Origin of the sequence: Alicycliphilus denitrificans, from assembly GCF_044792555.1 — a bacterium.
Taxonomy (GTDB): domain Bacteria; phylum Pseudomonadota; class Gammaproteobacteria; order Burkholderiales; family Burkholderiaceae_C; genus Alicycliphilus; species Alicycliphilus denitrificans_A.
Window position 1 is genome coordinate 3,618,862 of sequence record NZ_CP126238.1, and the last position, 22,756, is coordinate 3,641,617.

The window sequence follows — 22,756 nt, forward strand, 5'->3', positions numbered from 1 at the left end:
AGCCGCACTTCATTTAGCCATCAGACCCAGGCGCTCGATCAGCAGCTTGTCCTTGGCGAATGCCTCCTTGGCCCACTGGGCATAGTCGGCGCCCGAGCGGTACCAGGCATCCTGGTTCAGCTGGGACATCAGCTCAGCGTGGCGCGGGTCGTCCATGGCCTTCTTAAAGGCATCGTGCAGCCTCTGCGCCACGGCCGGGTCCATGCCCTTGGGCCCGACAATGCCATAAGGCGAGGTGGAGACCACGCCATAGCCCAGCTCCTTGGCAGTGGGCACCTCGGGCCAGCGCTGGGTGCGCTTTTCGCCAAAGGTCAGCAGCAGGCGCATCTGGCCACCATCCACATACTTGTCCCAGCCCGTGGCATCGCTTTGTGCCGACACATGGCCGCCCAGCAGCGCTTGCTGCAGGTCGGCGTTACCCTTGAACGGCACATGGTTGAACTTGACCTTGGCGTTCTCGGCCAGCTCTTCCATCAGCAGGTGCGGCGAGGTGCCCGCGCCGGTCGAACCATAGTCCACCGCGCCGGGGCTCTTGCGCGCGGCGGCAATGTAGTCGTTGAAGCTCTTGTAGGGCGAATCGCCGCGCACCGTGAAGCCGAAGGTGTAGCCCGAGACACCGATGATGTAGCTGAAGTCCGTGAGCGGGTGCCAGGCCGTCTTCTGCATATGCGCCATGCGCAGCATGGACATGGGGTACTGCGAGATGGTGTAGCCATCGGGCTTGGCCGTGCGCGCCATGGTGCCGGGGCCCAGCGTGCCGCCGGCGCCGGGCTTGTTGTCCACAATGACGGGCTGGCCCAGCTGCTTGCCGGCCAGCTCGGCCAGTAGGCGCATGTGGCGGTCGGTGGAGCCGCCCGCCGGGAAGGGCACGATCAGTGTGATGGACTTGTTCGGGAAGCTCTGGGCCTGGGCCCAGGTGGGCGCGGCGTTGGCGGCCAGGGCCACAGTGGCCAGGCCCAGCCAGCGGCGGCGCTGGAATGTCGTTTGCATAGGTCTCCCTCGTGGGCAAAAGATGGTTGCGTGTCAGGAAAATTAAAAAAGGCCAGCCCCATGCGGAACCGACCTTCTGGACTTACAGCGCCTTGACCAGCTCCGGCACCGCCTGGAACAGATCCGCCTCCAGCCCATAGTCGGCCACGCTGAAGATCGGCGCCTCGGGGTCCTTGTTGATGGCCACGATGACCTTGCTGTCCTTCATGCCCGCCAGGTGCTGGATGGCCCCGGAGATGCCGCAGGCGATGTACAGCTGCGGCGCGACGATCTTGCCCGTCTGCCCCACCTGCAGGTCGTTCGGGGCGTAGCCCGCGTCCACCGCCGCGCGCGATGCGCCGATGGCCGCGCCCAGCTTGTCGGCCAGCGGGGTCATGACCTCGTTGAACTTCTCGCTGCTGCCCAGCGCCCGGCCACCGCTGACGATGATCTTGGCGGCCGTCAGCTCGGGGCGGTCGTTCTTGGTGACCTCGCGGCCCACGAAGCCGCTCTTGCCGCTGTCGGCGACGGCGGCCACACTCTCCACGGCGGCGCTGCCGCCGGTGGCGGGCGCGGCGTCAAAGCCCGTGCCGCGCACGGTGATGACCTTCACGGCGTCGCTCGATTGCACGGTGGCAATCGCGTTGGCGTAGATCGGGCGCTCGAAGCTGTCGGGGCTCACCACCTTGGTGATGTCGCTGATCTGCGCCACGTCGAGCTTGGCGGCCACGCGCGGGGCCACGTTCTTGCCGCCGGCGGTGGCGGGGAACAGGAGGTGGCTGTAGTTGGCTGCGATGGCGAGAACCTGGGCGGCGAGGTTTTCCGCCAGGCCGTCCTTCAGGGCGGCGCCGTCGGCGTGCAGGACCTTGGCGACGCCGGCGATCTGGGCGGCGGCGGCTGCGGCGGCTTGTGCGCCTTCACCGGCCACCAGCACATGCACCTCGGCGCCGCAGGCGGCGGCGGCGGTGACGGTGTTCAGGGTGGCCGCCTTGAGGCTGGCGTTGTCGTGTTCTGCAATGACGAGTGCGGTCATGTTGTGTTCTCCTTCTGCCTTAGATGACCTTGGCTTCGTTCCTGAGTTTGGCCACCAGCGTAGCCACGTCGGGCACCTTGATGCCGGCGCCGCGCTTCGGGGGCTCGGCCACCTTCAGGGTCTTCAGGCGCGGGGCCACGTCCACGCCCAGGTCCTCGGGCTTGACGGTCTCCAGCGGCTTCTTCTTGGCCTTCATGATGTTGGGCAGCGTGACGTAGCGCGGCTCGTTCAGGCGCAGGTCGGTGGTGATCACGGCCGGGGTGGTCAGCTGCAGGGTTTCCAGGCCGCCGTCGACTTCGCGCGTGACGTTGACCTTATCGCCGGCCACTTCGACCTTGTTGGCGAAGGTGGCCTGGGGCAGGTCGGCCAGGGCGGCAAGCATCTGGCCGGTCTGGTTGGCGTCGTCGTCGATGGCCTGCTTGCCCAGGATGATGAGGCCGGGTTGCTCTTTGTCCACCAGGGCCTTGAGCAGCTTGGCCACGGCCAGGGGCTGCAGTTCTTCCGTCGTCTCCACCAGGATGCCGCGGTCGGCGCCGATGGCCATGGCGGTGCGCAGGGTTTCCTGGCATTGGGCCACGCCGCAGGAGACGGCGATGACCTCGGTGGCCACGCCCTTTTCCTTCAGGCGCACCGCCTCTTCGACGGCGATTTCGTCAAAGGGGTTCATGCTCATCTTCACGTTGGCGATGTCTACGCCCGTGCCGTCCGATTTCACGCGGACCTTCACGTTGTAGTCCACCACGCGTTTCACGGGGACGAGGATTTTCATGGGAGTTCCTTTCTACAAAAGGCTGGGTTTGATTCGTCATTCCCGCGCAGGCGGGAATCCGGGGCGGTGTGGTGAGGCCCCTGGATCCCCGCGTTCGCGGGGATGACGATGGGGGTGCAAGGGAGCTTATCGGAGCATGCCGGTCAGGCGGTCTGCAATCAGCGCCTGGGCCTCGGCCATGATGCGGTCGATGAGCTGCTGCACGGTGGGCACATCGTTGATGAGACCGGCGACCATGCCGCAGGACCAGACGCCGGACTCCATCTCGCCGCTCTGCATGATGCGCGGGTAGACGCCGGCCACCTCGGGCGCGATGTCGGCGAAGGCGATGGCGCTGCCGAGTTCGCGCTCCTTCTGCAGCACGCGCTCGGTGGCGGCGTTGGTCAGCACGCGCTCGGTGTTGCGCAGCGGACGCATGATCAGGCGCGTGTCGAGCTCGCTGGCGGCGACGATGGCCTGCTTGACGTTGTCATGCACCGGCGCTTCTTTAGTGGCGATGAAGCGCGTGCCCATGTTCATGCCCTCGGCACCCAGCGCCAGCGCGGCCACGAGCGAACGCCCGTCGGCCATGCCGCCCGAGGCGACGAACGGGATCTTCAGCTCCTCGGCCGCGCGCGGCAGCAGGATGAAGTTGGGGATGTCGTCCTCGCCCGGATGGCCGCCGCATTCGAAGCCGTCCACGCTGATGGCGTCGCAGCCAATCGCCTCGGCCTTGAGCGCATGGCGCACCGAGGTGCACTTGTGGATCACCTTGATGCCGGCCTCTTTCAGCGCGGGCAGCCATTTCTGCGGGTTGTTGCCCGCCGTCTCGACGATCTTCACGCCGCCCTCGATGATGGCCTTGATGTAGCCCGGGTAGTCGGGCTGGCTGACCGCGGGCAGGAAGGTCAGGTTCACGCCGAAGGGCTTGTCGGTCATCTCGCGGCAGCGCGCGATTTCCTGGGCCAGCAGCTCGGGCGTGCGCTGGGTCAGGCCGGTGATGATGCCCAGGCCTCCGGCGTTGGAGACGGCCGCGGCCAGCTCGGCGTAGCCCACATGGTGCATGCCGCCCTGGATGATGGGGTGCTGGATGCCGAACAGTTCGGTGATGCGTGTCTTCATGTGCGCCTCAATCCTGGGAGATGCCCTTGTCGCGAATGATCTGGCCCCAGCGCTGGTAGTCACTCTGGATGCGCTGGCCCATCTGGGCCGGATCCTGGAAATGGGCGATGGCGCCCGCGCCCAGCAGCTTGTCCTGCACCTCCTTGTCGGCCAGGATGGCCTTGACCTCGGCGGCGACGCGGTCCACCACGGCCTTGGGCGTGCCCACAGGCGCCAGCAGGCCGCCCCAGGACACGGCGTCATAGCCCTTGATGCCCTGCTCGGCAATGGTCTTCAGGTCGGGCAGCATGCTCACGCGCTGGGGCGAGCCCACGGCAATGGCGCGCAGCTTGCCGGCCTGGATGTGCGGCAGCGCGGCCACCAGGTCGGCGTACATGATGGGCACCTGGCCACCGATGGTGTCGGTGATGGCGGGCACACCGCCCTTGTAGGGTATGTGCTGCATGTCAAAGCCAGCCAACTGCTTGAGCAGTTCCATGCTCAGGTGGCCAAAACTGCCCACGCCCGAGCTGGTGTAGCTGAGCGGCGTCTTTTGCGTCTTGGCGTAGGCGATCAGGCCCTTGAGGTCGGTCACGTCAGGCAGCAGCTTGGGATTGACGACGATGACGATGGGCAGGTCATACACCGTGGCCACGGGGGTGAAGTCTTTCACCGTGTCGTAACCCGCGCTCTTGTACAGGTGCGGCGCCAGCAGCGTGGGCGTGGCCAGCATCATCAGCGTGTAGCCGTCGGCCGGGCTCTTCTTGACCTGGGCTGCGGCGATGGAGCCTGACGCGCCGGCCTTGTTCTCGACCACCACCGCTTGCTTGAGGCGCTCGCCCAGCTTCTGGCCCAGGATGCGCGAAGCCGTGTCGGTGGGCCCGCCCGCCGGGAAGGGCACGACCAGCTTGATCATCTTATCGGGCCAGGCGCCCTGCGCCAGCACCGTGCCGGCCATGCCCGCGAACAGCGGTGCGGCAGCCAATGCCAGGGCGGTGCGGCGGGTCATTGCGGAAAATTTCATCGTGCTTCCTTTAAACAACAAAAATGGCTGCAACCCTTATAAATCAAGCGCCAGCAGCTATCTTTTTAAAATCATGACTGCGGCAGGGTCAACACGCCCTGCGCCTGCAGCGCCTCCAGCTGCGCATCACTCATAGCCAGCAGCTGCTGCAGCACCTCGCGCGTGCCCTCGCCCAGCGTGGGCGGGGCGTTACGGATCGGCAGGCGCTGGCCGTCCAGGCGGTAGGGCGGCGCGAACACCGGCGTGGTGCCCACCACAGGGTGGGGCATGTCCTGCACCAGGCGGCCGCGGCGGGTGCGCTCGCTGGTCAGGGCCTCGTGCAGGCCGGCCACGCGGCCGCAGGGAATGCCGGCCTTGGTGAGGCGCTCGAGCAGCAGCTCGCGCGGGAAGGTGTGGATCAGCTCCTTGAGCATGGGACCGAGCTCCAGGCGGTTTTTTGCGCGCTCCACGTTGGTGGCGAAGCGCGGGTCCTCCACGATGTCCGGGCGCATGATGACCTGGCGGCAAAACTTCTCAAACTGGGCGTTGTTGCCGACGGCGATGATCAGCGGGCCGTCGGCGGCCTGGAACATGCCATAGGGCACGATGGAGGGATGGGCGTTGCCGTAGCGCTCGGGGTCGTGGCCGAGCTTGAGCGCGTCCAGCCCGTAGTAGCCGGCAACCATCAGACCGCAGTCGTACAGCGCCATCTCGATATGGCGGCCCCGGCCGGTGCGCGTGCGCTGGAACAGTGCGGCCAGCACGGCCTGGGCGGCGTACATGCCAGTCATCAAGTCCACCACGGCCACGCCGAACTTGAGCGGCGGCGTGTTCGCCTCGCCGTTGAGCGCCATCAGGCCCGCCTCGGCCTGGATCACCAGGTCGTAGCCGGGGCGCTTGGCCTCGGGGCCAGAGCTGTCATAGCCCGCCACCGAGCAGTAGATCAAGCCGGGCTTGATGGCCTTGAGCTGTTCATAGCCCAGGCCCAGCTTCTCGGCGCCGCCGGTCTTGAAGTTTTGAATGACTACGTCGCACTGGGGCAGCAGATCGTGGATGATTTTCACGCCCTCAGGCGTTTGCAGATCGACGGTGATGGACCGCTTGCTGCGGTTCATGCTGTTGTAGTAGGTGGTCTCGGTCTTGCCGATGCGCAGGCCCCAGTCGCGCGTGTCGTCGCCGCGGCCGGGATGCTCCACCTTGATGACGTCTGCGCCAAAGTCGGCCAGAACCATGCCGCACATGGGGCCGGCAAAAACACGCGAAAGATCCAGCACGCGCACGCCTTGCAGCGGCAAGTCTTGGTCGGACGGATTGGTCGATGCCATGGCTCGCACTCCTATGTTGCTCAAGTCAGTCGGTTTTCTTCGCGCCCATCAGGGCAATCGTTCCCTGTGCGACAGCGCACAGCTTTTCAGTGCCGCCAGCGAGCACATAAACATCGCAACGACAGACAGCCTGTGTACGGCCTGCATGCACCGCCGTGGCGCGTGCGGCAAGCCAATCGCCGACGGCGGGACGCACATAGTTGATCTTGTATTCGGAGGTCACCACACCAGGCCCCAGCGCCATACCACCCGCAAAGGTGAGCGCGTTATCCGCCAGGTACGAAACCACACCGCCGTGCACAAAGCCGTGTTGCTGTTGGATCTGTTCGGTGATAGGCACACGCAGCTCCACCACCTGCGTCGTGTACTGCGTCACTTCTGCCCGAACCAGGCGACTGAACGGCTGCGCGTCCAGTGCCCGTCGTGCGTCTTCAATGGATCGGCTCATACGTCCATGCTTCCCTACGCAAGGCGCACCAGCGCTCAGCCCTGCTTGCTGTTGCGCAGCTTGGCAAAGTCGGACGCGCGCTTTTCCAGGAAGGCGCCTATGCCCTCGCGCGACTCCTCGGTCTCCTGCGACAGCGGCATGTACAGCGCCTCCAGCTCCAGCTGCTGCTCCAGCGTGTTGCGCGGCGCCACGCGGCACAGGTGCTTGATGCGCGCCGTGGCCAGCTCGGGGCCGGCGGCCACCTGCTGCGCCAGCGCCAAAGCCGCGGCCAGCGCCTGGCCGGGCTCGACGAGGCGATTCACCACGCCAAGCTGGTGCATGCGCTCGCCGCTCAAGCGCTCGCCGGTCAGGCACAGCTCGGTGAGCACCTGGCGCGAGACGAACTCGGACAAGAGCGCGGTGGCGCCGCCGTCGGGCGTCAGGCCCACCTTGACGTAGGCCACCGAGAACTGCGCGTTCTTCGCCGCCACCAGCATGTCGCCGGCCAGCGCCAGCGACAGGCCGGCACCGGCGGCCGCGCCCTCCACGGCCATGATCACGGGCTTGGGGCAGTCGCGCAGCGCGCGCACCAGGTTGTGCAGGCTTTCGAGCCTGAGGCGCCGCTCGGCGATCGGCAACTCGCGCCGGTGGATGAGCTGGCGCAGATCGCCGCCGGAGCAGAAATGCCCGCCCTCGCCGGTGAGCACCACGGCGCCTATGGTGGTATCGCAAGCGGCCGCGTGCAGGGCTGCCGTGAGGCCGGCGTAAAAGCCCGGCGTGAGCGCGTTGCGCGCGCCGGGGTTGTTGTTGGACAGCACGAACACGGCGCCTTCGCGGCGAGTGAGCAGGGCGCTGTCCGGCGCGTCATCCAGGGCGTTGTCGGTCACGGGCATCTCCTATGCTATTTATTTTCTAGCTATTAGCGCTTGCTACGCAAGGGCTAGGTGCTATTTTTATCTTTAACCCCCTCTTCAAACGAAGAAGGGAGCTAAAGAGATCAGCCTCAGGCAGCCAGTGCCATCCAACGCGCCAGGTGGTGGTCCATGTCGCCGAGCTGGTGGTCGATCATCACCAGGCGCTTGGCGTAATGAGCCAGCGGCAGTTCCCAGGTCACGCCGATGCCGCCGTGCAGCTGGATGGCCTCCTCGGCGATCAGCGTGCCGATCTTGCCCACGCTGTACTTGGCAGCAGACAGCACCTTCTCGCGCGCCACGCGGTCGGTCTCGTCGATGGCGGCGGCGGCGTTGATCACGGCCGAGCGCGCCTGCTCCACCTCCAGCAGCATGTCGGCCATGCGGTGCTGCAGGGCCTGGAAGCTGCCGATGGGCACGCCGAACTGCTTGCGCGTGCGCAGGTATTCCAGCGTGTCGCCCTTGGCCTTGTCCATGGCGCCCAGGCTTTCGGCGGCGAGCGCCAGCAGGCCGAAGCCCGTGATGCGTTCGAGCAGCGCATGGCCGGCTCCTTCGGCGCCCAGCAGCGCATCGGCACCGACCTGTACGCCGGTCAGGACGAGCTCAGCCGCATGGCCGCCGTCGATGCGGCCATAGCCGCGCGCCGCGATGCCGGCGGCATTGCCCGGCACCAGGAACAGCGAGATGCCGGCCTCGTCGCCCACCGCACCGCTGGTGCGTGCGCTGACCAGCAGCAGCTGCGCCTGGTCGCCGAACAGCACCACGGCCTTGGCGCCATCCAGCACCCAGCCGTTGCCGCTCTTCTTGGCGCTGGTGGCGACGCGGTTCAGCTCGTAGTGGTTGGCCGGCTCGTCATGCGCCAGCGCGGCCAGCGTGCTGCCGGCGATGATGCCTTCAAGCTGCGCCTTCTGCGCCTCGGTGCCAGCCTCGGCCAGCGCGCGGCCCACCAGCAGCGCGCCCAGCAGGGGTTCGGCCAACAGGTGGTTGCCCAGGGCCTCGAACACCAGGGCGATGTCCGGGCCCTGGCCGCCAAAGCCGCCATCGGCCTCCTTGAACAGCGCGCCGATGGCGCCGATCTCGGCCAACTTGGCGTAGGTCTCGGCGCTGTAGCCGGCCTGGCCGTAGGCCGTCTGGTTGCGGTAGTCCGCCGGATATTGCTCGCTCAGGTAGCGGTTCAGCGCGTCCGCCAGCATGCGGCGGTCTTCGTTGTGTTCAAAGTTCATGGCGATTCCTTCACAGCCCCAGGATCATCTTGGAGATGATGTTGCGCTGGATTTCGTTGGAGCCGCCGAAGATCGACAGCTTGCGGTAGTTGAAGTAGGCAGCGGCGGCAGTGGCGGCCTCCTTCGGGCCGACCGGCGGCTGGTCGTACTCGGCAAACTGCGCCTCTTCGATGTAGGGCAGCGCGTACGGCCCCATGGCGCGGCGGATCAGCGACAGCAGCTCCTGGCGGATCACCGTGCCACGGATCTTGAGCATGGAGCTCTCGGCCCCCGGCACGCCGCCGCCGGCCACCGCCGCGATCACGCGCAGGTTGGTCGTGGCCATGTTGTTCAGGTCGATCTCCACCTGCGCCATGCGCGTGGCGAACTGCGGGTCCTGGTTCAAGGGCTTGCCATTGCGCTGCACGCGGCTGGCGATCACCTTGAGCTTTTCCAGCGCGGCCATGGAGAAGCCGACGCCGGCGATGCCCGTGCGCTCATAGGTCAGCAGGTACTTGGCGTAGGTCCAGCCCTTGTTCTCCTCGCCCACCAGGTTTTCCAAGGGCACCTTGACGTCGGTGAGGAAGACTTCGTTGACCTCGGCGTCGCCGTCCAGCGTGCGGATCGGGCGCACCTCGACGCCGGGCTGGTTCATGTCGATGAGCACGAAGCTGATGCCCGACTGCGCCTTGGCCTGCTTGTCCGTGCGCACCAGGCAGAACATCATGTTGGCGTGCTGGCCCTGGGTGGTCCAGGTCTTCTGGCCGTTGACGATGTAGTGGTCGCCCTGGCGTACGGCCGTGGTCTTGAGCGAGGCCAGGTCGGAGCCGGCGCCGGGCTCGGAATAGCCCTGGCACCACCAGTCCTCGCCATTCAGGATGCGCGGCAGCCAGTGCTTTTTCTGCGCCTCGTTGCCAAACTTGATCAGCACCGGGCCCAGCATGGACAGGCCGAACGGCACCAGGCGCGGGCAGCCGGCCATGGCGCATTCGTCATCGAAGATGAACTTCTGGATCGCCGACCAGCCGGTGCCGCCATGCTCGCGGGGCCAGTGGTAGGCCAGCCAGCCCTTCTGGTTCAGGATGGCGTGCCAGCCCTCCTGGTCAGCGCGCGTCAGGCGCTGGCCGGCCTTGACCTTGGCGGCCAATGCGGGCGGCAGGTGGTCCTTGAGAAACGCGCGCACCTCGGCGCGGAACGCCTCTTCTTCGGGAGTGAATTGCAGGTCCATGGAATCAATCCTCAGAAAATTTCAAACAGCCCGGCCGCGCCCTGGCCGCCGCCGATGCACATGGTCACCACGCCCCACTTGACCTTCTCGCCGCGCGCCTTGCGGCGCTGACCTTCGAGCAGGATGTGGCCCGTCAGGCGCGCACCCGTCATGCCGAAGGGGTGGCCGATGGAGATGGCGCCGCCGTTGACGTTCAGGCGCTCCATGGGAATCTCCAGGCGGCGCTGGCAGTACAGGGCCTGGGAGGCAAAGGCCTCGTTCAGCTCCCACAGGTCGATGTCCTGCACCGTGAGGCCCGCGCGCTCCAGCAGGCGCGGCACCGCGAACACCGGGCCGATGCCCATTTCGTCGGGCTCGCAGCCGGCGATGGCAAAGCCACGGAAGGCGCCCAGCGGTTGCAGACCGCGGCGCTCGGCCTCCCTGGCCTCCATCAGCACGCAGGCGGCGGAACCATCGGACAGCTGCGAGGCGTTGCCCGCAGTGATGAACTTGCCCGCGCCCTTGACGGGCTCAAGCTTGGCCAGCCCCTCCAGCGTGGTGCCGGGGCGGTTGCAGTTGTCCATGGTGGCGACCGCCTCGCGGTAGGTCACCTCGCCGGTTTCCTTGTTCTTCTCGGCCATGGTGGTGGTGCAGGGCACGATCTCGTTGTCGAACACACCGGCCGCCTGGGCCGCGGCCGTGCGCTGCTGGCTTTGCAGCGAGAACGCGTCCTGGTCCTCGCGGCTGATGCCATAGCGCTGGGCCACGACGTCAGCGGTGTCGATCATCTCCATGAACAACTCGGGCTTGTGCTCCACCAGCCAAGGGTCCAGGTGCGCGGCGCCGCTGCGGCCGGCGGGGTTCATCAGCGAGATGCTCTCCACGCCGCCGGCGACCATGGCCGGAACGCCCTCCAGCACGATGCGCCCCGCCGCCACGGCAATCGCCTGCAGGCCCGAGGAGCAGAAGCGGTTGATCACCGTGCCGCCCACCGTCACCGGCAGGCCGGCGCGCAGCGCGGTCTGGCGGCCGATGTTGCGGCCCGTGGTGCCCTCGGGGTAGCCGCAGCCCCAGATCAGGTCCTCGATCAGGCCGGGCTCGATGCCGGCGCGCTCGACCGCGGCGCGCACCGCATAGGCGCCAAGCTGGGGGCCGGGGGTGATGTTGAATTCGCCGCGGTGGGACTTGGCCAGCGGCGTGCGGGCGGTGGAAACGATGACGGCTTCGCGCATGGGAGGCTCCTTGGAAATACTTTTGTTTCTATTAAATTAATAGCTGCTTGCGCAGTGTGGACGCGCGTTTTATGACTTCCTTCTCCCTCCCCCTCTGGGGGAGGGTTGGGGTGGGGGCCGCCGCGGCGGGTTTCACCAACGTCACGTCATAGCCCACTGGCCCCCATCCCTGCCTTCCCCCAAAGGGGGAAGGAGTGGGTCAGCGCTGGTTCAGGCTGGCGAAATTCCCGCCCTCGGCCACCAGCTTCTTCAGCAGAGCGGCGGGCTGCCAGAACTGCGCGTCTTCCTTGGCAAAGGCCTCAATGTCGGCCAGCACCTTGGGCAGGCCCTGCATGTCGGCCCATTGCATCGGGCCGCCGCGCCAGCGCGGGAAGCCGTAGCCGAACAGGAAGGTCACGTCGATGTCCAGCGGACGCAGCGCAATGCCCTCCTCCAGCACCTTGGCGCCCTCGTTGACCATGGCCGCCATGTAGCGGCGCATGATTTCCTCGTGCGTGAAGGCGCGCGGCGTAATGCCTTTCTTGGCGCGCTCGGCATCCACGATGGCCAGCACCTCGGGGTCTTGCTGGCCCACGCGCGCGCCCTCGGGGTACAGATACCAGCCGCGGCCGGTCTTCTGGCCGTACCAGCCGCGCTCGGCGATGCGGTCGGCGATCTCCACATAGCGCGCCTGGGGGTCGCGCGTGGCGGCCTTGCGCTTGCGCGTGGCCCAGCCGATGTCGCCGCCGGCCAGGTCCGACACCTGGAACGGCCCCATGGGATAGCCGAACTCGCGCACCGCGGCGTCGATCTCGTAGGGGCTGGCGCCGTCCTCCAGCACATGGTTGGCGGCCTCGCGGTACACCGACAGGATGCGGTTGCCGATGAAGCCGTCGCACACGCCGGCGCGCACCGGCACCTTCTTCATGCGCTTGGCCAGCTCGAAGGCCGTGACCACCACGTCGGGTGCCACCTTGGCGGGCACCACGATCTCCAGCAGCTTCATGATGTTCGCCGGGCTGAAGAAATGCAGGCCAATCACGTCCTGCGGACGGCTGGTGACGGCGGCGATGGCGTCGATGTCCAGGTACGAGGTGTTGGTGGCCAGCACCGCGCCGCTCTTGCACACGCGGTCGAGCTCCTTGAACACGGCCTTCTTCACCTCCAGGTCCTCGAACACGGCCTCGATCACCAGGTCCACGTCGGCGATGTCGTCATACGAGGTGCTGGGCTGGTAGCGCGCCATGGTGGCGGCCTTGGCCTCGGCCGTCATGCGGCCCTTGGCGATCAGGCCGTCGTAGACCTTCTCGACGTTTTTCTGGCCGCGCGCTATGGACTCGGCATCGCGCTCGATCATCACCACCGACAGGCCCGCGTCCAGCGCCGACACCGTGATGCCCGCGCCCATGGTGCCGCCGCCGATGATGGCCAGCTTGGCGAAGTGGCGCGGCGCGGCGGCCTTGGCCTCGGGGATCTTGGCGGTCTCGCGCTCGGCGAAGAAGGCATGCACCAGGCCGGCGCGCTGCGGGCTGTTCAGGCATTCCAGGAACAGCTCGCGCTCGCGCTTCGCTCCTGCAGCAAACGGCAGCTGCACGGCGGCCTTGACGCATTCGATGATCTTGCCCGGCGAGAACAGGCCGCGCGTCTTCTTGGCGGTATCAACGGCCAGTTGTTCCAGCGCCGCCAGTGCGGCGGCCTTGTCGGCCACCTCCAGGTCGCAGGTGCGGCGCAGCGGCGCGCCATTGGCAAGCAGCTCGCGCACGCAGGCCAGGCCGGCGGCCAAGGGGTCGTCGCCCTCGACCAGCTTGTCCACCAGGCCGGCGGCCAGCGCGGCCTTGGCCGACAAATGCTTGCCGCTGAGCATCAGCTCGGCCGCGGGCAGGGCGCCCATCAGGCGCGGGCTGCGCTGCGTGCCGCCGGCGCCGGGCAGCAGGCCCAGGTTGACCTCGGGCAGGCCCAGCTTCGCTCCAGGCAGGGCCAGGCGGTAATGCGTGGCCATGGCCACCTCCAGCCCGCCGCCCAGCGCCGGGCCGTGGATGGCGGCCACCACCGGCTTGGCGGCGGCCTCCATGCGGTTGAGCACCTCGGGCAGGAAGGGCGCCAGCGGCGGCTTGCCGAATTCACGGATATCAGCGCCGGCGATGAAGGCCTTGCCCTGGCCCACGATGAGCATGGCGCGCACGGCCGCGTCCCGCTCCAGTCGCTCCACTGCCTCCTGCAGGCCGGCGCGCACGGCCTGGCGCAGCGCGTTGACGGGGGGGTTGTCGATGCTGACGACCAGTACCTCGCCATCAAGGCGGATGTGGACGGGGGAATCGCTAGCTTGCTCGCTCATCGTGCTGTCTCCGGGTGAAATGGAAATACAGGCATTCTGCATAGCTAGGCAATTTTTACAATCACATGATTCATTGACAAAGCGTCAAACAAACTTTGACAATCTATCTATGGATCTGCAATCGCTCACCCTTTTGGTGGAAATCATCGACAGCGGCAACCTGAGCCAGGCGGCGCGCAAGCTGAAGATGACGCGCGCCAACGTCAGCTACCACCTGACGCAGCTGGAAAAATCCGTGGGCGTACAGCTCATCCGGCGCACCACGCGCATCGTGGAGCCCACCGAGGTCGGCCTGCGCCTCTACGAGCATGGCCGCGCCATACAGAACGAGATGCTGGCCGCGCGCGAGACCGTGACCAGCCTGGGCCAGGGCCTGCTGGGGCGGGTGGGCATCAGCGTGCCCAGCAGCTACGGCCAGATGGTGATGAGCGACTGGCTCATCGAGTTCAAGCGCCTGTACCCCGGCATCGTGCTGGACGTGCTGTTCGAAAACCGCACGGATCACCTGCGCGACGAGGTGGACATCGCCATCCGCGTGATTCCCGAGCCGCCCCTGTCGGTGATCGCGCGCAGCCTGGGCCCCGTGCACTTCGTGGCCTGCGCCTCACGCGCCTACGTGGCCGAGCATGGCCTGCCCAAAACCCTCTACGAGTTGCGCAACAGCCCGGTGATCACGGCGGGCATGATCGGGCGCCAGCTGCGCCTGTCGGCCTACCAGGGCGAGGAGCGCCAGGAAGTGCTGCTGGAGCCCACGCTCAGCTCCGAACATTTCCCGTTTTTACGCCAGGGCATCCTGGCCGGGCTGGGCGTGGGCCTGGTGCCCGACTACGTGGTGCAGGCCGAGGTGGCCAGCGGCGAGGTGCTGCTCACGCTGCAGGAATACCGCCTGAGCATCTTCGGCAGCCACATGTACCTGATGTACCTGCCCGACCGCCACCAGACGCGCGCCGTGCGCACCTGCATCGACTTCCTGCTGGCCAAGGCGGGGCATGGCGCGCCACCCGCGGCGCAGGACAGTTAACGAGGACCCCAGCGACCACCGTGTTGCTGCCAGCCGCGCGGCCCATGCTCCCAGCGGCGCGGATGCCAGGCATAGCCAGGGCGCGGCGGCACGGCCCAGTAGCCAGGCGTCCAGGCATAGCGCCCACCACCCCAGCCCCAGTAGCCGTTGATCCACACATGCACCGGCGAGGGCGCGACGGGGATCACCTCGGCCTGCAGCGGCGGCGGCGCGCTGGGGGCATACACCACGTCGCCCACCGGATAGGCCGGAGCCACCACGCAGCCGGTCAGCGCCAGGCCGGAAACGGCCAATGCCAAGGCCGGCAGCACGCGGCGCAGGCCCGTAGAAAACGTCGATATGAAAATCATGAAGCACTACTCCTGTCAGCCATACCCCTACAACGAAAAAGCCCCTGCCGGATGTTGACAGGGGCTGGTGAAGGCACAGTAAAGAAGCGCAGCCAGACGTAGTCGCGCTAACCGCAGTGCACCGCGCCATCGCATCACCAGTCTCCCTGCATTGCACTGGGACTAAGAACTGCGTCCCAGCGAGACCGACAAGCCCGCAGTAACCTGCAGCGGGCATGCCATCTCAGCCCCTACGCCCACAACGACACATCATCTTGAAAGCCCCCTCGGAAATCTCAACACAGCCCCAAAAATCAGACCCCAACTTCGTCCACTCCCTCGCAAAGGGGCTGGACATCCTTTCGATCTTCGCCGAAGGCGACATGTTGGGAAACCAACAACTGGTGGAGCGAACGGGACTGCCCAAGGCGACGATCTCGCGCATCACATCCACACTGGTCGCGTTGGGCTACCTGCGAGTTGATACGCGCACACGCAAATTGCAGATGGGGTCTCGCCTGATAGGCATGGGCGCCAGCGTACAACGCCGGATCGGGCTGCAACGCATTGCGCGCCCCATGCTGGAAAAGCTTAGCGCCGACACAGGGCTCTCGCTCATCATCGGCACACGGGATCGCCTGGGGCTGGTCGTGCTGGAAGCCATCCGTCCGCCCACTGACAGCCGGCTGGTGACGAACGTGGACGCGGGCACGGTGCTCCCCATCGCCGGGACTGCCATCGGCCTCGCGTACATCGTCGCCTGTCCGGTAAAGGAACAGGCCATCATTTTCGACAAGCTGGCCCAGCGATTCCCAGCGGAGTGGCCCAATCTGCGCCAGCGCATCGAGCTGGCCCATGCGGAATACAACCGCACAGGCTTCATCACCACCCAGCGATCATGGGAACGCGACGTGAACGGCGTCGCCATTCCGTTCGCACCCAACGCACGCAACGCGCTGTACACCGTCAGCTTCGCCGGCCCCGCCACACGTATGCCCCCCACCCGCATGCGCAAGGAGCTGGGCCCCATGTTGCTGCAGTTCGTAAAGGAATTGCACGAGGCAATGGCCAAATCAGCCGGCCCTTACCTCCTGCCGCCGGAAATCTATACGCCATAGGGTTGCAACCAAGCAGACGCCCCGTGGCGAGGTTTACGCGCGGGAGAGTGCAGGCAGGCTATAGGCTCTTCATTTCGGATAGTTCCGGCATTCGGAATATATATTCAATGATGTTTTGATTTACATCAGAACGTTTTAAAAATCTCTGGTTGCGTTCATATTGACCTACAACCAGGAGATACCCATGCACCGCCCATTGCCGCGCCGCAGCTTCTGCGCCCTCGGCCTTGCTGCCTTCGCATCGATCGCGTCGGCGTCCAGCGCCAACTATCCGTCCCGCCCCATTACGCTGGTCGTGCCCTACCCCGCAGGCGGCAACGGCGACAACATCGCCCGCGTCTTCGCCAAGAAGCTCTCCGACCTGTGGAACACCCCGGTGGTGGTGGACAACAAGCCGGGCGCATCGGGCACGATCGGTGCCGGCCAGGTGCACCGCGCGGCGCCTGACGGCTACACCCTGCTGCTCACCGTTACCACCCAGCTCACCAGCCGCGTGCCGGGCGTCAAGCCCAGCTACAACGCCACCGAGGACTTCGTGCCGCTGGTGGGCCTGACCGTGGCCCCGCTGGCGTTCGTGGTGCCGGCGCGCCTGAACGTGAAGAACATGAAGGAGCTGGAGGCACTCGCACGCCAGCGCCCGCTGTCCTATGGCTCGTACGGCACCTCCACCTCCACGCACATCGTGCAGCACCTGCTGCTGTCCCAGATCAAGGCCGTGAACACCGTGCACGTGCCCTACAAGGGCGAGAGCCCGATGGTGGTCGACATGCTGGGCGGCCAGATCGACATGGGCCTGGTCGGCATCGGCCAGGCGCGCGAGATGGAGAAGTCGGGCCGCATGCGCACGCTGGCCGTGCTCGGCACCCAGCGCAGCGAGTTCCTGCCCGACGTGCCCACCCTCACCGAACTGGGCTACAAGCAGATGGATTGGGCCTACGGCACCGCCCTGTACGGCTCCTCGCGCCTGCCGGTGGAGGTGCAAGCCAAGCTGCGCGAGGCCGGCAAGACCATCATGGCCGACCCCGACACGCAGGCGCAGTACCGCAACCAGTCCAACCAGCCCTGGGTGAACGCCCGCATCGACGAGCTGAGCCGGCGCCTGGTGGTGGACACGAACAACTGGAACAAGGTGCTGGCGGACGTCGGCGCCCTGGAATGAACACGCTCGGCGCGCACAGGATCTCTTCGCCATGACCACAGAATTCACCCTCCCCTCCTTCACGCCCGTTGCCGGCCAGCGCCTGCTGGTCATCGGCGGCTGCGGCGGCATGGGCCGCGCCCTGGTGCAGGCCGCCGTGGCCCTGGGCCTGCGCGTGGCCGTGCTCGACATAGCGCGCTCCATCGCCCAGTTCCCGCCGCCCGCCGGCGTGCTGACGATCGCCTGCAACGTCTCGCAGGAAGACGCCGTGCAGGCCGCCTTCGCGCAGATCGCGGCCGAGTGGGGCGCCATCGACGCGCTCGTGAACCTGGCCGGCTACACCGGCGAGCGCGTGCGCGTCGAGGACATGAGCACGCAGGAGTGGGACGACATCGTCAACACCGACCTGCGCGGCATGTTCCTGGTGGCGCGCGCCGGCGCCCCGCTGCTGCGCGCCTCGGCCGCCGCCGGCCATGCGCCTGCCGCCGTGCTGGTGTCCTCCACCTTCGGCGTGCGCGTGCCGCATGTGGGCTACGGGCCGTACGCGGCCTCCAAGGCCGGCGTGATCAACCTGATCCGCGCGCTGGCCACCGAGTGGTCGCCCGAGATCCGCGTTAACGGCGTGGCACCCGGCGTGATCGACACCGCCTTCCTCAAGGGCGGCACGGGCCGCGACACCAAGCAGACCGGCCTGGACATGGCCCGCTTCGTGCAGGGCGTGCCGCTGCAGCGCCTGGGCCAGCCGGCCGAGATCGCCCACACCCTGCTGTTCCTGCTCAGCCCCGCGGCCAGCTACATCACGGGCCAGACCGTGCATGTCAACGGCGGCAGCCACATGGCGGGCTGAGCACCCCAGAACGCCCGCAAGGACCTCCCCATGAAGACCATCACCAGCTACATCAACGGCCAGTGGCAGAACGCCAGCGCCACCCTGCTGCCCGTCATCAACCCGGCCACCGAAGCGGTCGTGGCCCAGCTTTCGGAGGCCGATGCCGACGAAACGGCCCGCGCCGTCGCCGCCGCCGAAGCCAGCTGGAAAAGCGGCGTCTGGGCGAACAAGCCCGCGGCCGAAAAGCGCCGCATCTTCCAGCGCATCGTGGCGCTGACGCTGGAGCACATCGAAGAGCTGGCCCAGCTCGAATGCCTCAACAGCGGCCTGCCCCTGAACTACCTGCGCGCGCGCCAGCTGCCGCGCATCACGCGCAATTTCGAGTTCTTCGCCGACTGGCTGTCGCAAAACGTCGAGAAGGCCGGCATGACCGACCAGGACTACCTGCGCTTCGTGGTGCGCGAGCCCGCCGGCGTGGCCGCGCTGATCTCGCCCTGGAACGCGCCGCTGGCCCTGGCCTCGACCAAGATCGCCGCCGCCCTGGCCTTCGGCAACAGCTGCGTGCTCAAGACCGCCGAGACCACGCCGCTGGCCGTGGCGCGCTTCATGGACATCCTGAGCGAAGCCGGCGTGCCGGCCGGCGTGGTCAACCTGGTCAACGGCCGCGGCCAGGTCACGGGCGACGCGCTGGTGCGCCACCCGGCCGTGCGCGTGGTCTCGTTCACGGGCGGCACGCAGACCGGCCGCGCCATTGCCGCGGCGGCCGCGCCCGGCCTCAAGCGCGTGGACCTGGAGCTGGGCGGCAAGTCGGCCAACATCATCACGGCCACCGCCAACCTCGACGACGCGCTCGACGGCGCGCTGACCTCGATCTACACCAACAACGGCCAGCAATGCTTTGCCGGCTCGCGCATCCTGGTGCAGCGCCAGGTGGCCGACGAGTTCATCGCGCGCTTCGTGCAGCGCGCGCGCGCCATCCGCGTGGGCGACCCGCTGGACATGGCCACCGAAGTCGGCCCGCTGTCCAACGCTGCGCACTATGCGCGCGTGTGCTCCTTCGTCGACATCGCGCTGCAGGACGGCGGCCAGCTGCTGTGCGGCGGCAAGCGCCCGGCCCATGTCGGCGACAAGGGCTACTACCTCGAACCCACGGCCGTGCTCATGCCCAGCAACAGCGCGCGCGTCTGCCAGGAAGAGATCTTCGGCCCGTTCGCAGCCTTCCAGATCTTCGACGAGTTCGACGAGGCGATTGCCATCGCCAACGACTCGGAGTTCGGCCTGGTGTCCTACCTGTGGAGCAACGACCTGACGCAGGCGCACCGCGCGGCGCGCGAGATCCAGGCCGGCGTGGTGCTGGTGAACACGCCCATGATCCTGGACCTGCGCTTCCCGTTCGGCGGCTACAAGACCTCGGGCGTGGGCCGCGAAGGCATCGACGGCATGCGCCATTTCTACACCGAGGAAAAGACGGTGACCATCGCGCTCAAGCGCCCCGCCATGGCGCGCCTGGGCGCCCACGCGGACTGAGCCCGGCCGCCATGCCCGCCATACGGGCAGCCCATAAAAAAAGAGCGCCTGTCGCTCTTTTTTATTGGCTTTCAGGATGATTTCATTCTGAAAACCATGGCTATCAAGCGCTAGCCGCTCCTGTTTTCATTGCGATGCCCCCAGGTGTGCGACCAGCCAGTCGCGCGCGGCGCTGCTGGCGCGCTCGAATTCGCGCTCGTAGGGCACGAAATGGTCGCCCGGCAGCAGCACCAGCCGCTTGGGCTCGAGCGCGCGCTGGTAGGCGGCCAGCGCCAGGTCGGTGGGCGTGATGCTGTCGTCGGTGGCGACGATCATCAGCAGCGGCGTGGGGCTGATGGCCTCGATCTGCGCGCCGGGCTCGTACTCGGTGGAATGGGCCACGGTGGACAGCGTGACCGCGTTCACGAAGCTGCCCGGCGCCAGCCGCTCGCCCTGGGCGTAGAAGGCCACGGCCTCGGGCGCGTCGTAGACGCTGGGCGCGCCGTCTTGGGTGGGAATCAGCGCGCGCAGCCGCGGCGCCTGGCCCGCGGCGAGCCGGTCGCGCTCCTCGTGGAACAGCCCATGCATGGCCGCCATGCGCGCCGGGTGCACGCGGCGCTGGGTCTGGGCCCGGCCGCTGACCATGGGCACCTGGGCGACGGCGCAGCGCACGCGCCGGTCCACGGCGGCCACCTGCAGCACATGGCCGCCGCTGTAGCTCGTGCCCCAGATGCCGATGCGCCCGCGGTCCACCTCGGGCCGCGCGCACAGCCAGGTGATCGCATGGCGGTAGTCGCGTGTCTGCAGCACCGGGTCGGCCTCCTGGCGCGGCATGCCGCCGCTGGCGCCAAAGCCGCGGTGGTCAAAGACCAGCACGGCCAGCCCAGCCTGCGCAAAGCATTCGGCAAAGCGGTCGAGGAACATTTCCTTCACGGCGCCGAAGCCATGGGCCATGGCCACGGCCGGATGCGGGCCGGGGCCGCCCGGGACATACCACCAGGCCGCCAGGGTGGCGCCGGGCACGGGAATTTGCAAATCGATGCGCTGCATGGGGGACGATCTTCAAAAGCAAAAAAACCTGCCGGCGCTCGGCACCGGCAGGCAACCTGGGAGTAATCCACCTGGCGTCAGCCCGCCGCGCCCATCCACTGCGCCAGCGCCTCGGCCACGGCACGCGGCTGCTCCATGGGCGCCAGATGGCCGGCCGGGCCGACCACGCGCTGCTGCGCGCCCGCAATGCGCTCTGCATAGGCGGCCAGCGCCTCGGGCGGGAACAGCTTGTCGTGCGAGGCCGCGAGCACCAGGGTCGGGCGGCTGCCGTCGAGCAGGTGGCTGCGGTCGGGCCGCGCGGCCGTAGCGCGTACATGGGCCGCATAGCGCTCGGGGCCGTAGTCGCGCACCATGGCCTCGCGCGCCGCCATCAGCGGCGCGTTGGCCAGACTGTCAGGGTGGAAGGTGTTGGCCACGCCGGCCGCCACCATCTCGAAATAGCGCCCCTGGGCCACGGCCTCGAGCGCGGCCAGGCGCTTTTGCGCGGCGGCCTCGCTGTCGGCGAACGGCGCGGTGCACAGCATGGCGATGCCCTGCACCCGCTCAGGCGCCTGCGCCAGCATGGCCAGTGCCACATAGCCGCCGAACGAGAAGCCGGCGAGCCAGAAGCGCTCGGGCAGCCGCGCCAGATGCGCGGCGGCGATCGCCTCCACCGTCTCCAGCGGCGGGTTGTCGAGGGCCGTGGCCTGCACCGCCGCAGGCAGCGCGGCCACCACGCCGTCGAACACGGCTCGGGTGTTGTTCAGCCCCGGGACCAGGACCAGCTGCGCTGTCATGCCGGCACGTAGCGCTGGTCGCGCTGTTCGCCGTGAATGCGGTCGCCTTCGACCCATCCCGAGTGCGTTCCCGCCGAGATGCGGTGCGGCAGGATGATGCGCGCCACCGGGCCGCGCGTGATGTCCTCGGCGGGAATCACCCAGCATTCGGAGCGCTGGTCCACCAGGTTGTTCACAAAGGTGAGCACATAGCCATCGTCCTCGGCCACCGCGCCGATGCGGCGTGCCACCTGCGGCTCGCTGCCGTAGCAGCCCTTGCCGTATTCCAGCGTCTGCGTCTGGCGCGTGAGCATGTCGTAGCGCTTGAGGCCGCGGAACAGCCACTCGCCCTTCTCGTACAGCACGTTGAAGCTGTAGCGGTAGGCGCGGCCCACATAGTCATTGCTGACCATGGGGAACTCGGTGATCTCGTCGTCGATCTGCTCCTCGCGCGTCTCGCCGGTCTTGAGGTTGAAGCGCCAGCGGTACATCAGCGTGGGGTTGTTGTGCTTGTCCAGGTGGGCGCGGATCTTGTCGTAGGCCGCCTGGCGGCCTTCGGACATGGACTGGCCGACGTTGGGCTTGTGCGGGTTGGGCATGATGCAGCCGTCCATCACCACCTCGTCGCCGTCCTCGTAGCAGTTGGCGATGTGCAGGATGTGGCAGGGCGTGCCCTCGAACCAGCGCACCGAGGCCGAATCGCCGTGGCGCGGCAGGATGCCGAAACGCGCGGGCCGGTCGCTGTAGAAGCGCATCTTGCGCTCGCCCTTGGCCAGCAGCTCGGGGTCGAAGTGGAACGGCAGGTCGTGCAGGATGGTGAAGTTCTTAGTGATGCCCAGGTCATGTGGCCAGCGGGCGCCAGGCAACTCGATCGGCACGTAGTGCACCAGCCGGTTGTTGCGGTCAATCACGCCATAGTTCATGTATGGCGGCTTTTCCGGGTAGTTGAAGAACATCATCTCGCCGGTGGCAGGGTCCACCTTGTAGTGCGAGGCCACGCCATCGGGCACGAAGCGTGCCCAGTTGGCATCGGGACCAAGGGTTTCGAGCGTGATCGGGTCCAGGCGCCACGGCTCACTGCCCTGCGACATGGCGGCCAGCAGCTTGCCCGCGTGGATCTTCACGTCGGTGCCGGCGTTGTCCTTCATGGCGCCCATCGACCCCCAGCCGCGGCGCGCCTGCAGCTGCGGCGAGAGGATGCCGGGCCACAGCGAGCGGCCCGCGGCCTGCTCGGCCAGAAAGCCCGTGGTCTGCACGAAGCGGTTGCGGTAGGTGGCCTTGCCGTCCTCGAAATGCATGGCGTGCAGCATGCCGTCGCCATCGAACGGATGGTAGATGCCCAGGGACTCATGCACCTGGTTGTGGGTGTTGCGCACGTAGATGCCGTGCAGGTCTTTCGGGATCTCACCGATGACCTGCATGCTGTCCGTGTCGGCCACCCACTCTTCCATCGCGGGCGTGAACGGACCGCGTAAGAACGGATGGTCCGAGTCCTCGGAAATGGTGGATTGATAGGTACGGAGGATTTTCTGCATGGT

Annotated in this window: 21 protein-coding genes; 5 read left to right on the forward strand and 16 right to left on the reverse strand. The window is 67.3% G+C overall.

Annotation, left to right across the window (positions count from 1 at the left end):
• Positions 1-9: 9 nt before the first annotated feature.
• From P7644_RS17190 to P7644_RS17245, 12 genes are all read right to left on the reverse strand, one after another.
• Positions 10-990, reverse strand: coding sequence for a tripartite tricarboxylate transporter substrate binding protein (locus tag P7644_RS17190; protein ID WP_404300452.1), 981 nt, complete (start codon positions 988-990; stop codon positions 10-12).
• 82 nt (positions 991-1,072) lie between these two features.
• Positions 1,073-2,002 (reverse strand): electron transfer flavoprotein subunit alpha/FixB family protein, encoded by a 930-nt coding sequence (locus P7644_RS17195; protein ID WP_404300453.1) that lies wholly within the window; start codon positions 2,000-2,002, stop codon positions 1,073-1,075.
• A 19-nt stretch (positions 2,003-2,021) separates the two neighbouring features.
• Positions 2,022-2,771, reverse strand: a complete 750-nt coding sequence (locus P7644_RS17200) for an electron transfer flavoprotein subunit beta/FixA family protein (RefSeq protein ID WP_404300454.1) — start codon at positions 2,769-2,771, stop codon at positions 2,022-2,024.
• A 126-nt stretch (positions 2,772-2,897) separates the two neighbouring features.
• On the reverse strand, positions 2,898-3,872 hold the full coding sequence (locus P7644_RS17205; RefSeq protein WP_404300455.1) for an NAD(P)H-dependent flavin oxidoreductase: 975 nt from the start codon (positions 3,870-3,872) through the stop codon (positions 2,898-2,900).
• Between the two features lie 7 nt (positions 3,873-3,879).
• A complete protein-coding gene (locus P7644_RS17210) occupies positions 3,880-4,875 on the reverse strand; it encodes a Bug family tripartite tricarboxylate transporter substrate binding protein (protein ID WP_404300456.1) in 996 nt (331 codons plus the stop codon).
• Between the two features lie 71 nt (positions 4,876-4,946).
• Entirely contained in the window at positions 4,947-6,179 is a 1,233-nt protein-coding gene (locus tag P7644_RS17215; protein ID WP_404300457.1) for a CaiB/BaiF CoA transferase family protein, read from the reverse strand.
• Positions 6,180-6,204: 25 nt separating this feature from the next.
• Positions 6,205-6,627 (reverse strand): PaaI family thioesterase, encoded by a 423-nt coding sequence (locus P7644_RS17220; protein WP_404300458.1) that lies wholly within the window; start codon positions 6,625-6,627, stop codon positions 6,205-6,207.
• Positions 6,628-6,662: 35 nt separating this feature from the next.
• Positions 6,663-7,499 (reverse strand): oxepin-CoA hydrolase, alternative type, encoded by an 837-nt coding sequence (locus P7644_RS17225; RefSeq protein ID WP_404300459.1) that lies wholly within the window; start codon positions 7,497-7,499, stop codon positions 6,663-6,665.
• Between the two features lie 110 nt (positions 7,500-7,609).
• Positions 7,610-8,740 (reverse strand): acyl-CoA dehydrogenase family protein, encoded by a 1,131-nt coding sequence (locus P7644_RS17230; RefSeq protein WP_404300460.1) that lies wholly within the window; start codon positions 8,738-8,740, stop codon positions 7,610-7,612.
• A 10-nt stretch (positions 8,741-8,750) separates the two neighbouring features.
• The gene (locus tag P7644_RS17235) at positions 8,751-9,947 is read right to left on the reverse strand and encodes an acyl-CoA dehydrogenase family protein (protein ID WP_404300462.1); all 1,197 of its coding nucleotides are present in this window, start codon (positions 9,945-9,947) and stop codon (positions 8,751-8,753) included.
• An 11-nt stretch (positions 9,948-9,958) separates the two neighbouring features.
• On the reverse strand, positions 9,959-11,158 hold the full coding sequence (locus tag P7644_RS17240) for an acetyl-CoA C-acyltransferase (RefSeq protein WP_404300463.1): 1,200 nt from the start codon (positions 11,156-11,158) through the stop codon (positions 9,959-9,961).
• A 199-nt stretch (positions 11,159-11,357) separates the two neighbouring features.
• Entirely contained in the window at positions 11,358-13,472 is a 2,115-nt protein-coding gene (locus P7644_RS17245) for a 3-hydroxyacyl-CoA dehydrogenase NAD-binding domain-containing protein (protein WP_404300464.1), read from the reverse strand.
• 109 nt (positions 13,473-13,581) lie between these two features.
• Here P7644_RS17245 and P7644_RS17250 point away from each other — a divergent pair, with 109 nt between their 5' ends.
• Positions 13,582-14,493: a LysR family transcriptional regulator gene (locus P7644_RS17250; RefSeq protein ID WP_404300465.1), complete on the forward strand. Its 912-nt coding sequence runs from the start codon at positions 13,582-13,584 to the stop codon at positions 14,491-14,493.
• On the opposite strand, the gene P7644_RS17255 is transcribed toward P7644_RS17250, so the two are convergent.
• Positions 14,490-14,843: a hypothetical protein gene (locus tag P7644_RS17255; protein WP_404300466.1), complete on the reverse strand. Its 354-nt coding sequence runs from the start codon at positions 14,841-14,843 to the stop codon at positions 14,490-14,492. The two genes, P7644_RS17250 and P7644_RS17255, sit on opposite strands and share 4 nt — an antisense overlap.
• 254 nt (positions 14,844-15,097) lie before the next feature.
• Here P7644_RS17255 and P7644_RS17260 point away from each other — a divergent pair, with 254 nt between their 5' ends.
• The 4 genes from P7644_RS17260 to P7644_RS17275 all read left to right on the forward strand — a co-directional run bounded on the left by P7644_RS17260 (position 15,098) and on the right by P7644_RS17275 (position 19,434).
• Positions 15,098-15,940: an IclR family transcriptional regulator gene (locus P7644_RS17260; protein ID WP_404300467.1), complete on the forward strand. Its 843-nt coding sequence runs from the start codon at positions 15,098-15,100 to the stop codon at positions 15,938-15,940.
• A 184-nt stretch (positions 15,941-16,124) separates the two neighbouring features.
• A complete protein-coding gene (locus P7644_RS17265) occupies positions 16,125-17,099 on the forward strand; it encodes a tripartite tricarboxylate transporter substrate binding protein (RefSeq protein ID WP_404300468.1) in 975 nt (324 codons plus the stop codon).
• Between the two features lie 31 nt (positions 17,100-17,130).
• On the forward strand, positions 17,131-17,925 hold the full coding sequence (locus P7644_RS17270; protein ID WP_404300469.1) for an SDR family NAD(P)-dependent oxidoreductase: 795 nt from the start codon (positions 17,131-17,133) through the stop codon (positions 17,923-17,925).
• Positions 17,926-17,955: 30 nt separating this feature from the next.
• Positions 17,956-19,434, forward strand: a complete 1,479-nt coding sequence (locus tag P7644_RS17275) for an aldehyde dehydrogenase (RefSeq protein WP_404300470.1) — start codon at positions 17,956-17,958, stop codon at positions 19,432-19,434.
• A 126-nt stretch (positions 19,435-19,560) separates the two neighbouring features.
• On the opposite strand, the gene P7644_RS17280 is transcribed toward P7644_RS17275, so the two are convergent.
• The 3 genes from P7644_RS17280 to P7644_RS17290 all read right to left on the reverse strand — a co-directional run bounded on the left by P7644_RS17280 (position 19,561) and on the right by P7644_RS17290 (position 22,753).
• Complete coding sequence (locus P7644_RS17280) at positions 19,561-20,463, reverse strand: alpha/beta hydrolase (protein ID WP_404300471.1); 903 nt, start codon at positions 20,461-20,463, stop codon at positions 19,561-19,563.
• A 77-nt stretch (positions 20,464-20,540) separates the two neighbouring features.
• Positions 20,541-21,239, reverse strand: a complete 699-nt coding sequence (locus P7644_RS17285) for an alpha/beta fold hydrolase (protein ID WP_404300472.1) — start codon at positions 21,237-21,239, stop codon at positions 20,541-20,543.
• The gene (locus tag P7644_RS17290; protein WP_404300473.1) at positions 21,236-22,753 is read right to left on the reverse strand and encodes a carotenoid oxygenase family protein; all 1,518 of its coding nucleotides are present in this window, start codon (positions 22,751-22,753) and stop codon (positions 21,236-21,238) included. The genes P7644_RS17285 and P7644_RS17290 overlap by 4 nt, the downstream gene beginning before the upstream one ends.
• Between the last annotated feature and the right edge of the window lie 3 nt (positions 22,754-22,756).

Excerpts from the sequence above, each read along its gene's own strand:
- P7644_RS17190 (WP_404300452.1), bottom strand. The coding sequence starts at position 990 with ATGCAAACGACATTCCAGCGCCGCCGCTGGCTGGGCCTGGCCACTGTG.
- P7644_RS17195 (WP_404300453.1), bottom strand. The coding sequence starts at position 2,002 with ATGACCGCACTCGTCATTGCAGAACACGACAACGCCAGCCTCAAGGCG.
- P7644_RS17200 (WP_404300454.1), bottom strand. The coding sequence starts at position 2,771 with ATGAAAATCCTCGTCCCCGTGAAACGCGTGGTGGACTACAACGTGAAG.
- P7644_RS17205 (WP_404300455.1), bottom strand. The coding sequence starts at position 3,872 with ATGAAGACACGCATCACCGAACTGTTCGGCATCCAGCACCCCATCATC.
- P7644_RS17210 (WP_404300456.1), bottom strand. The coding sequence starts at position 4,875 with ATGAAATTTTCCGCAATGACCCGCCGCACCGCCCTGGCATTGGCTGCC.
- P7644_RS17215 (WP_404300457.1), bottom strand. The coding sequence starts at position 6,179 with ATGGCATCGACCAATCCGTCCGACCAAGACTTGCCGCTGCAAGGCGTG.
- P7644_RS17220 (WP_404300458.1), bottom strand. The coding sequence starts at position 6,627 with ATGAGCCGATCCATTGAAGACGCACGACGGGCACTGGACGCGCAGCCG.
- P7644_RS17225 (WP_404300459.1), bottom strand. The coding sequence starts at position 7,499 with ATGCCCGTGACCGACAACGCCCTGGATGACGCGCCGGACAGCGCCCTG.
- P7644_RS17230 (WP_404300460.1), bottom strand. The coding sequence starts at position 8,740 with ATGAACTTTGAACACAACGAAGACCGCCGCATGCTGGCGGACGCGCTG.
- P7644_RS17235 (WP_404300462.1), bottom strand. The coding sequence starts at position 9,947 with ATGGACCTGCAATTCACTCCCGAAGAAGAGGCGTTCCGCGCCGAGGTG.
- P7644_RS17240 (WP_404300463.1), bottom strand. The coding sequence starts at position 11,158 with ATGCGCGAAGCCGTCATCGTTTCCACCGCCCGCACGCCGCTGGCCAAG.
- P7644_RS17245 (WP_404300464.1), bottom strand. The coding sequence starts at position 13,472 with ATGAGCGAGCAAGCTAGCGATTCCCCCGTCCACATCCGCCTTGATGGC.
- P7644_RS17250 (WP_404300465.1), top strand. The coding sequence starts at position 13,582 with ATGGATCTGCAATCGCTCACCCTTTTGGTGGAAATCATCGACAGCGGC.
- P7644_RS17255 (WP_404300466.1), bottom strand. The coding sequence starts at position 14,843 with ATGATTTTCATATCGACGTTTTCTACGGGCCTGCGCCGCGTGCTGCCG.
- P7644_RS17265 (WP_404300468.1), top strand. The coding sequence starts at position 16,125 with ATGCACCGCCCATTGCCGCGCCGCAGCTTCTGCGCCCTCGGCCTTGCT.
- P7644_RS17270 (WP_404300469.1), top strand. The coding sequence starts at position 17,131 with ATGACCACAGAATTCACCCTCCCCTCCTTCACGCCCGTTGCCGGCCAG.
- P7644_RS17275 (WP_404300470.1), top strand. The coding sequence starts at position 17,956 with ATGAAGACCATCACCAGCTACATCAACGGCCAGTGGCAGAACGCCAGC.
- P7644_RS17280 (WP_404300471.1), bottom strand. The coding sequence starts at position 20,463 with ATGCAGCGCATCGATTTGCAAATTCCCGTGCCCGGCGCCACCCTGGCG.
- P7644_RS17285 (WP_404300472.1), bottom strand. The coding sequence starts at position 21,239 with ATGACAGCGCAGCTGGTCCTGGTCCCGGGGCTGAACAACACCCGAGCC.
- P7644_RS17290 (WP_404300473.1), bottom strand. The coding sequence starts at position 22,753 with ATGCAGAAAATCCTCCGTACCTATCAATCCACCATTTCCGAGGACTCG.